Genomic DNA, 7,164 nt, shown 5'->3' on the forward strand with positions numbered 1-7,164 from the left:
CTTTTAGGCCCGCGAGAACAGTATCCATTTTTCCTCCCCTGGAGCCGCGAGCCTTCGCTCGACGCCTCGCAATGATGCTCCATCCAGCCTTTGACGCCGTGGCGCAAAGACACTCCCCAATTTGCCCAGAGGCGAATGCTTCCCGACTGTCGCGTCGGTGAACATTTGCCTTTGTTGACAAACGAATGTTTTATTGGGGTTGTCCGCTGCAATGTCAATTGGTTGGGCTTCGGCGAATCGAGCCCCGGCGGACGTGCCTTCCGAGACGATTTCGTGGGAAATTGCCGGTCGCGACCGGGTTTCGTTGGCAAATAGAACCCATTCCCTGCTATCCGACCCCAAATCACGAAGCTGTGGACATTCCTGCATGACCAACGTCGCCCTGACCGGGCTTGCCCGTGATCTCGCCAAGCGTGCCGCCGAGAACCGCCCGGTGCGCATCGGTGTCATCGGTTCGGGCGAAATGGGCACCGATCTGGTCACGCAGGGCATGCTGATGCCGGGCATTTCGGTCTGCGCCGTCTCGACGCGCCGCCCGCACACCGCGCGCGACGCTATCCGTATCGCCTATGGCGACGAAGCCATGGCGGTCGAAGCCGACACCGCCTCGAAAGTCACCGCGGCAATCGAGGCGGGAAAAATCGCCGTCACATCCAACGAGATGCTGGTCACCAATCCGCTGATCGACGTCGTCATCGACGCCACCGGCAAGCCGGGCGTCGCCGCCGATTTCGACCTCATGGCGATGGAGCACGGCAAGCATCTGGTGATGATGAACGTCGAGGCCGACGTCACCATCGGCTGCTATCTCAAGCAGCAGGCCGACCGGCTTGGCGTCGTCTATTCGGTGGGTGCGGGCGACGAGCCGTCGAGCTGCATGGAACTGATCGAGTTTGCGTCGGCGCTCGGGCTGACCATCGTGTCGGCCGGCAAGGGCAAGAACAACCCGCTCAACCACGATGCCGTACCGGACGATTATCGCGCCGAAGCGATCCGCCGCAACATGAACCCGCGCATGCTGGTCGAGTTCGTCGACGGCTCCAAGACCATGGTCGAGATGTGCGCCATCGCCAACGCCACCGGGCTGGTGCCGGACGTCCCCGGCATGCACGGCCCCAGGGCCGATCGCGACGACCTCGCCAAGGTGCTCATCCCGCGCGAGGATGGCGGTCTGCTCACGAAGAAAGGCGTCGTCGACTACACGGTCGGCAAGGGCGTCGCGCCCGGCGTCTTCGTCATCGTCGAGGCGACGCATCCGCGCATCATCGAGCGCATGGACGATCTGCATATCGGGCACGGCCCCTATTACAGCCTGTTCCGGCCTTATCATCTGACGTCGCTGGAAGTGCCGCTGACCGCAGCCCGCATCGTGCTTTTCGGCAAGCCCGACATGGTGCCGTTGCCGCGGCCCGTGGCCGAAGTCTGCGCCGTTGCCAAGCGCGACCTAGTCGCCGGCGAGACCTTCGATGCGATCGGCGAGACTTGTTACCGCTCCTGGACGATGACCGTCGGCGAAGCCCGCGCCCAGCGCGCCGTGCCGGTCGGCCTGCTCGAGGGCGGCAAGGTGCTGAAACCGGTCACGAAAGGCGAATTGCTGACGGCGGATAATGCGTCGCCCGACCAGACGACGAGGCTGTTCGCCTTGCGCCGGCTGCAGGATGAGATGCTGTACGGGACAAACTGAGGATTTATCTCCCCAGTTCGACCGACCGCAGCCGCGCAGCCTCCACCGCTTGCGTCAGCAGATTGGTCAGCCGGTCCTCGCCCATCAGAACGGCCAGCGCCGCGGCCGTCGTGCCGTTGGGGCTGGTGACCTGCTGGCGCAGCACGCCCGGTTCCTCGCCGCTTTCGGCGGCGAGCGAGGCGGCGCCATAGACGGTCTGCATGGCGAGCAGCTTGGCGGTCGCCGTCGGCAGACCGGCCTTCTCGGCGGCAACCGTCAGCGCTTCGATGAAATGGAAGATATAGGCCGGCCCCGATCCGGACACGGCGGTCACCGCATCCATCAGGCCCTCATCGTCGATGGTGGCCACTTCGCCGCTCGCCGACAAAAGGTCGGCGACGAAACGCTTGGTGTCATCGGACACGAGCTTGTTGGAGAACACCACCATCATGCCCTTGCCGATCGCCGCGGGCGTGTTGGGCATGCAGCGCACGATCGGCGCGCGGTTGCCGAGGATTTCCTCGAGGGTGGCGGCAGGCGTGCCGGCGGCGATGCTGACGAAGGTGGTGCGGCCGTCGCCGAAGCGCTTGTAGGCGGCCGTGACGTCGCGGATCACCTGCGGCTTCACCGCGATGACCACGAGATCGGGCAGGGCATCGGCCGGTATGCTACCGGCATCGGCTGATGTCGCGCAGCCCAGCGTTGCCGCGCGATTGCGCAGATCGGCATTGGGCTCGACCACGAAAACCGCCGACGGCGCGAGCTTGCCGGATTTCAGCCAGCCCGAGAGCATGGCGTAGCCCATATTGCCGCAGCCGGCGAGAACAAGCCTGATCGTCATCGAAAGCCCTCCAGAGGAAGGCCTTCACATAGACGATGGCGCTTCCCTGGGGAAGCCCCATCAGGATCGCGAGCCGCGATCGGGATCGCGCACCGCGATTGGCCGCAGCGACACTTGCCTGAGGCCGAGCACGCCGAGCACGAAGAACAGCCAGACCGGGTCGCCGCGATGGAAGAAGAAGCTTTCGAGGAAAGCGTTAAGCGCCGTGAACAGCACCACCATCATGAAGAAGTCGCCGAGAAAGATGTTTTCCCTGCGCAACGGAATGCGCATGTAGTCGCGCAGCGGCGCGATGAGGAAGGTGTAGACCGCCACGCATAGTGCCGGAATGCCCATCAGCACGGCGATGTCGAGATAGCCGTCATGGCCGTGCACGATGGTCCTGATGTCCCAGGGCCGGTCGAATGGCTGGTCTTGGTTGAGCAAGAGCGGCGTGCCCCAGAAGCTCTCATAGCCGTAGCCGGTCCATGGCTTCTTCGCCAGCATGCTGCCGGCGAACTCCCACAGCGTCGTGCGGCCGGTATAGGTCATGCCGGGGAAATAGATCGCCGCCAGATGTTTCACAGGCGGCAGGAAGACGATGCCCAGCGTGCCGACAGCCGTGGCGATGATGGCCAGCGCAAACAGGATCGGCGTGCCGAGCCGCATGCCTATCAGGCTCGGGAACATGACGATCAGGATCGAGAACGGCACCAGGCCGGCTGTCGTCTTGGAGCCGGTGTGCAGCATGAAGATCATCGCCGCGAGGAAGATCCCGGCGCCCCAGTAGCGCTGCCCGCGCCGGTAGAGATAGAGGCCTGCGAAGCTGAGGCAGGCCATGACCGGCCCGGCAATGTTCTTGTGGGTGAACACGCCGCGCCACAGGCCGGCATGTTCGGGCTCCTGCGAGTCGGCTGTGTGCATCGCCTCGTGCGGAAAGACGATGAGGCCGAGATAGGAAAGGCCCATGACCACGACGGCGGTGAAGATGATCACCTTCGAGAAGGCCTCGGCGTCGCGCGGCAGCACCAGGATCGTCGCCATCGTCAGGATGCCGATCAGCGTGAAGGAGGCGGCGCGCATGGCCGAAGGCGGATCGGTCGACAGGATCACCGAGAGGAAAAAGAAGCCCAGCATCAACACCCAGGATGGGCTCAGCAGCGAGCGCACCACGCGCGGATCGGCAAAGGCCATCAGCGAGAAGATCGACATGGCGCCGAGCGAACCGAAGCCAAGCTGGTTGACGATGTCGCCGCCTTGACCGGTGAGTTCGGCGCCGCCCGGCTGGAACGGCCGGAACGACACCATGATGACGGTGAACAGCAGCGCGGCAATGGCGGTGGCCACGCCTTCGCGCGTGAACGCGTCGCCGAGCGGCGCGCGCTCAGTTTTTCTCAGGCTGGCGGTATTGCTCATTGGCATATCCGAATTCGGCCAGCACGCGGCCCAGCGCCACATGGACGGGGTAGATGGCGATCGCCGGCGATCGGGTCCGCGCCAGCCGGATCAGGCCGCGAAACGGCGAGGCGGCAAGCAGTGCCAGGCTCTTCAGCAACACTTTGGCGCCGGCCATTGGCGTGCCGGCGCGCTTCTTCTTTTCGACCAGTGTCGAGATGACGCCGTTGCGCAGGCTGCGGGCGCGGATCCAGTCGGCTTCGATACGCCGCGCCGGAACGGTTTCCAGCACCTTGGCCTCGGCGCACCAGCCCAGCACAAAGCCCTTTTGCACCGACCGGCTGAGAAAGTCGGAATCGCCGCCGCCCATGAAATTGAATCTGAGATCGAGAAAGGGCGGACCCATGGCGATCAGCACGTTGCGCCCGACCAGAAGATTGCCCGACGAATAGAGCGCCGGCACGCGTCCGGTTTCCCGGTAAGGCGGCGCGAACACCGGATGCTCTGCCCATCGCGCATGGGCGGGGTCGGCAAACACGGGCACCTGCGGGCCGCCGACAATGTCGGCGCCGAGCGTTTCGGCAGCCAGGCACATCCGTTCCAGCCACTGCGGATCGGCGATCTCGTCGTCGTCGATGACCAGCAGATGCCTGAAGTTCGGGAATTGCAGGATGGCTGTCTGCCAGCCGGCATTGTAGGCGCTGCAATTGCCGCGCTCATGCGCGATGATCACCAGGCCCGGCATTTCGCCCCGCTCGAACAGCGGCAGCACCGCCTTGGCGCCGGCCCGCGCCTCGGCTTCGTTCTCCATGACGATCACGGCAAAGCGCCTGCCGGTTTGCTGCGCGCGCAGCGACGCCAGCGTTTCCAGCACCTGCTCGGGACGCTTGAAGGTCGGCAAGGTGACGACGGCTTCGACGGCCTCGACGTCAAGCCGCGGCGTGCGTCCCGCGACCGATACCGAACCGTCCGATGGCAAAGGGATCATCCGTGTCCAGCCACATGGTGAGTTGGGCTCTGGTAGCACCACGGTTGATAAGGTTTCGTTAATCACCTTGCACGGAGAAGCCCGCCAGGCAGCGGCTTTCGGCCGTCGAATGTGCAGGCTTAATCAAGGGTTCACCGCACTTTGCTACCGGCTACACCACTGGATAGGTAAGATGCATCTGCTGTTCGCCACATCGATCGTGCCCGACGGCGCTCTCGCCTCGGGCTACGAGATCGCCAACGCTGCGATCATCGCTGCCTTGCGGCGCGCTGGCGCGCGCGTCACCGTCATCGGCTTTACCTGGCCGGGGAAGCCCGCGGCCGACCCCGAAAACACCGTGGTGCTGGGTGCGATCGACGTGCGCACGGAAAATGCCTCCGCGCGGCAAAAGCTGGCCTGGGTCGGCAAGGCGCTGCTTTCGGGCCTCACCTTCGCGTCGGTCAAGCTGCGCGCCGTGTCCGACAGCGATGTTCTCGCTGCCATTGAGCGTGCCGGACCGTTTGACGGCTATGTCTTGAATTCCGTGCAGTTCGCCGGGGCCTTCGAAAAGCTGTTCGCTGAGCGGCCTTCGATCTTCGTTGCCCACAATGTCGAGCATCTTTCGGCGCGGGAGAATGCCGCTGCCGCCGACGGTCTCTTCCAGCGCCTGCTGTTTCGCCGCGAGGCGAGGCTGCTCAAGACCGTCGAAGAGCGTCTCTGCCGCCGGGCGCGCTTCGTCTTCACCCTGGCCGAGGAAGACCGCGCCGCACTCGGTGTCGCCTCCGACAACCGCTCGGCGGTGCTGCCGCTGGTGACCGGTGCCCAGGCGCCAACCCTGAAAAGCCCGCGCCGCACCGATTGCGACGCCGCCCTGATCGGCACCTGGACCTGGCAGCCGAACCGCATCGGCCTCGACTGGTTCCTGGGCAAGGTCGTGCCGCATCTGCGGCCCGATTTCCGCATCCGCATTGCGGGCCACATGCCTTCGGGCGTCGCGTCGAAGCACCCGGGTGTCGAATTTGTCGGCCGCGTGCCCGACGCGCAAGCTTTCGTGCGCGGTGGTGCCGTCATCCCGCTGATCAGCACCGCCGGCAGCGGCGTCCAGTTGAAGACCATCGAAACCTTCGAGCTCGGCCTGCCTTCGGTCGCCACCAGCCGTTCGCTGCGCGGCATCGACCACCGTCCTTCCAATTGCGTCGTCACCGACGATCCCGTTGCCTTCGCCAGGGCGCTCGAGGCTGCGGCGGCCGACATCCGCGACGTTGACGGCAGCGCGTTCCGGGGCTCGCAGGTCAAGGCGCTCGACGCTGCCATCCGGCTCGGCCTCGAAAAGCTCGCCCCTCTCAGGCAGGAGGCGTTTGCATGAACATGCATTCCGCCCGCGCCGCGTTCGGGCTCGACACGCTGAAGACGATTCTTGGCATCCCGGTGGTTGCGGTCCGCTGGAACGATGCCATCGCCCTGCTGAACCGGCTGATTGCCGAGCGGCGCTTCACCAAGGTCAGTTTCCTCAACGCCCACAATGCCAACATCGCCTATACCGACCCGGTGTTCGCCGAAGCACTCGATGATTTCCTCATCCTGCCCGACGGCATCGGCATCGATCTGGCGGCGAGGCTCCTCTACGGGGCGCCGTTTCCCGACAATCTCAATGGTACCGATTTCGTCCCGGCCTTCCTGCAGGCCTCGACGACGCCGCTGACCGTCGGGCTGCTCGGCGCGACGCGCGTCAACGCAGAAGCGGCGTCGGTCAAGCTGGCGGCACTGGCCGTGCAGCACCGGTTCGTGGTGATCCATGACGGCTATTTCCCCCCTTCGCAGGAGCAGGAAATCGTCGACCGGATTGCCGCGCTTCGGCCCGACGTGCTGCTCGTGGCCATGGGCGTGCCGCGCCAGGAATTGTGGATCGAACGCCATATCGACGCGCGCCATTGCACGCTGCCGATCGCCGTCGGCGCGTTGCTTGATTTCCTGAGCGGCGCGGTGCCCCGCGCGCCCTTGTGGATGCGCCGGCTGCGGCTCGAATGGCTGTTCCGGTTGGCTGTCGAGCCGGGCCGCCTGTGGCGCCGCTATGTGGTCGGCAACCCGCTGTTCCTGCTGCGCGTCGTCAGGCAGAAATTCTCGCTTGCGCCCGAAGCCGCGGGAGATACCAAATGAACAGCAGGTTCGTGCCAGGTGCCGCTGTCGAGCCAAGCCCGCTTCGGCAGACACCGACGGCGGCCATCGTGACGGCAAGCTATGCGCCCGATTTCGAGCGCTGTCGCCTGCTGTGCGAGACACTTGATCGCCATGTTTCCGGCGCGGCGCACCATTACATCC

Annotated in this window: 6 protein-coding genes; 3 read left to right on the forward strand and 3 right to left on the reverse strand. The window is 65.1% G+C overall.

Going from position 1 to position 7,164, the window contains the following annotated elements; translation table 11 throughout:
• The first annotated feature begins 367 nt into the window (after window positions 1–367).
• Entirely contained in the window at window positions 368–1,684 is a 1,317-nt protein-coding gene (locus ENZ74_RS15720; RefSeq protein ID WP_063170055.1) for an NAD(P)H-dependent oxidoreductase, read from the forward strand.
• 4 nt (window positions 1,685–1,688) lie between these two features.
• On the opposite strand, the gene proC is transcribed toward ENZ74_RS15720, so the two are convergent.
• The 3 genes from proC to ENZ74_RS15735 are packed head-to-tail and all read right to left on the reverse strand — an operon-like array spanning window position 1,689 to window position 4,866.
• On the reverse strand, window positions 1,689–2,504 hold the full coding sequence (proC, locus tag ENZ74_RS15725) for a pyrroline-5-carboxylate reductase (protein ID WP_063170056.1): 816 nt from the start codon (window positions 2,502–2,504) through the stop codon (window positions 1,689–1,691).
• 60 nt (window positions 2,505–2,564) lie between these two features.
• Window positions 2,565–3,899: an O-antigen ligase gene (locus tag ENZ74_RS15730; RefSeq protein WP_063170057.1), complete on the reverse strand. Its 1,335-nt coding sequence runs from the start codon at window positions 3,897–3,899 to the stop codon at window positions 2,565–2,567.
• A complete protein-coding gene (locus tag ENZ74_RS15735; RefSeq protein ID WP_063170058.1) occupies window positions 3,868–4,866 on the reverse strand; it encodes a glycosyltransferase in 999 nt (332 codons plus the stop codon). Before ENZ74_RS15735 ends, ENZ74_RS15730 begins: the two co-directional genes overlap by 32 nt.
• 172 nt (window positions 4,867–5,038) lie before the next feature.
• On the opposite strand from ENZ74_RS15735, the gene ENZ74_RS15740 reads away from it, so the two are divergent.
• Both ENZ74_RS15740 and ENZ74_RS15745 read left to right on the forward strand, forming a co-directional pair.
• The gene (locus tag ENZ74_RS15740; protein ID WP_063170059.1) at window positions 5,039–6,211 is read left to right on the forward strand and encodes a glycosyltransferase family 4 protein; all 1,173 of its coding nucleotides are present in this window, start codon (window positions 5,039–5,041) and stop codon (window positions 6,209–6,211) included.
• Window positions 6,208–7,002 carry a WecB/TagA/CpsF family glycosyltransferase gene (locus ENZ74_RS15745; protein ID WP_063170060.1) on the forward strand — a complete coding sequence of 265 codons (795 nt, stop codon included), beginning with the start codon at window positions 6,208–6,210 and terminating at the stop codon, window positions 7,000–7,002. Before ENZ74_RS15740 ends, ENZ74_RS15745 begins: the two co-directional genes overlap by 4 nt.
• Window positions 7,003–7,164: the final 162 nt, after the last annotated feature.

This window comes from Mesorhizobium sp. M7A.F.Ca.CA.002.15.2.1 (assembly GCF_003998715.1).
Classification (GTDB): domain Bacteria; phylum Pseudomonadota; class Alphaproteobacteria; order Rhizobiales; family Rhizobiaceae; genus Mesorhizobium; species Mesorhizobium ciceri.

What these genes read in the sequence shown, in the direction of transcription:
- ENZ74_RS15720 (WP_063170055.1), top strand. Translation starts at nt 368, where the DNA reads ATGACCAACGTCGCCCTGACCGGGCTTGCCCGTGATCTCGCCAAGCGT.
- proC (WP_063170056.1), bottom strand. Translation starts at nt 2,504, where the DNA reads ATGACGATCAGGCTTGTTCTCGCCGGCTGCGGCAATATGGGCTACGCC.
- ENZ74_RS15730 (WP_063170057.1), bottom strand. Translation starts at nt 3,899, where the DNA reads ATGAGCAATACCGCCAGCCTGAGAAAAACTGAGCGCGCGCCGCTCGGC.
- ENZ74_RS15735 (WP_063170058.1), bottom strand. Translation starts at nt 4,866, where the DNA reads ATGATCCCTTTGCCATCGGACGGTTCGGTATCGGTCGCGGGACGCACG.
- ENZ74_RS15740 (WP_063170059.1), top strand. Translation starts at nt 5,039, where the DNA reads ATGCATCTGCTGTTCGCCACATCGATCGTGCCCGACGGCGCTCTCGCC.
- ENZ74_RS15745 (WP_063170060.1), top strand. Translation starts at nt 6,208, where the DNA reads ATGAACATGCATTCCGCCCGCGCCGCGTTCGGGCTCGACACGCTGAAG.